Below are 862 nucleotides of genomic sequence, written 5' to 3' on the forward strand. Positions count from 1 at the left end.
ACCGTATTCCTGCTTTTGTCGGTCGCCATCGTGACGTTGTTTTTCTTCATCAGCAGGAAACGCGATTAGACATGAGAAATGGGAGCACAGCCATGAACTGGAAGATCACAGCGACCGCCATGGGGTTGGCGCTGCTCGCCTCGACAGGCGGCGCCTTCGCCGATGGCGAGCTGAACATCTACAATTGGGGTAACTACACCAGCCCGGACGTCATCAAGAAGTTCGAGCAGAAATACAACGTCAAGGTGACGATCACCGACTACGATTCGAACGACACTGCGCTGGCCAAGGTGCGTCAGGGCGGCACCGGCTTCGACATTGCGGTGCCGTCGCAGACCTACGTTCCGATCTGGATCAAGGAAGGTCTCCTGCTTGAGACCGATCCCGGAAAGATGGAGAACTTCAAGAATGTGGCGCCGGAATGGGCCAATCCCGAATTCGACCCCGGCCGCAAATATTCGGTGCCGTGGGCCTGGGGCACGATCGGAGTCGTTGTCAACACCGATGCCTACAAGGGACCGGCCGACAGTTGGGGCATTATCTTCAACACGCCGGATGAGCTCAAGGGCAAGGTCAATGTCGTACCCGAAATGAACGACGTCATGTTCGCGGCGACCAAATATCTCGGTGGCAAGCAATGCAGCACCGACAAGGAGCTGCTGAAGAAGGTGCGCGACACGCTTGTCGCGGCCAAGCCCAACTGGATCGCGATGGAATACAACACCATCGAGAAGATGGGCGCCGGCGACTTCAAGGCAACCAGCGACTGGAACGGTTCGGCGCTGCGCCAGCGGCTGGCGAATCCCGCCATCCATTACAATTATCCGAAGGAAGGCTTTGGCCTGTGGAGTGACAATGTGGT

General features: G+C 57.3%; 1 protein-coding gene. It reads left to right on the top strand.

Annotated features, from left to right (window positions below):
* Window positions 1-92 precede the first annotated feature (92 nt).
* Window positions 93-862: extracellular solute-binding protein (locus EN781_RS33385; protein WP_127400773.1), on the top strand; the 770-nt coding region annotated here is incomplete at its 3' end.

This window comes from Mesorhizobium sp. M4A.F.Ca.ET.090.04.2.1, from assembly GCF_003999085.1.
In the GTDB taxonomy this organism is placed as follows: domain Bacteria; phylum Pseudomonadota; class Alphaproteobacteria; order Rhizobiales; family Rhizobiaceae; genus Mesorhizobium.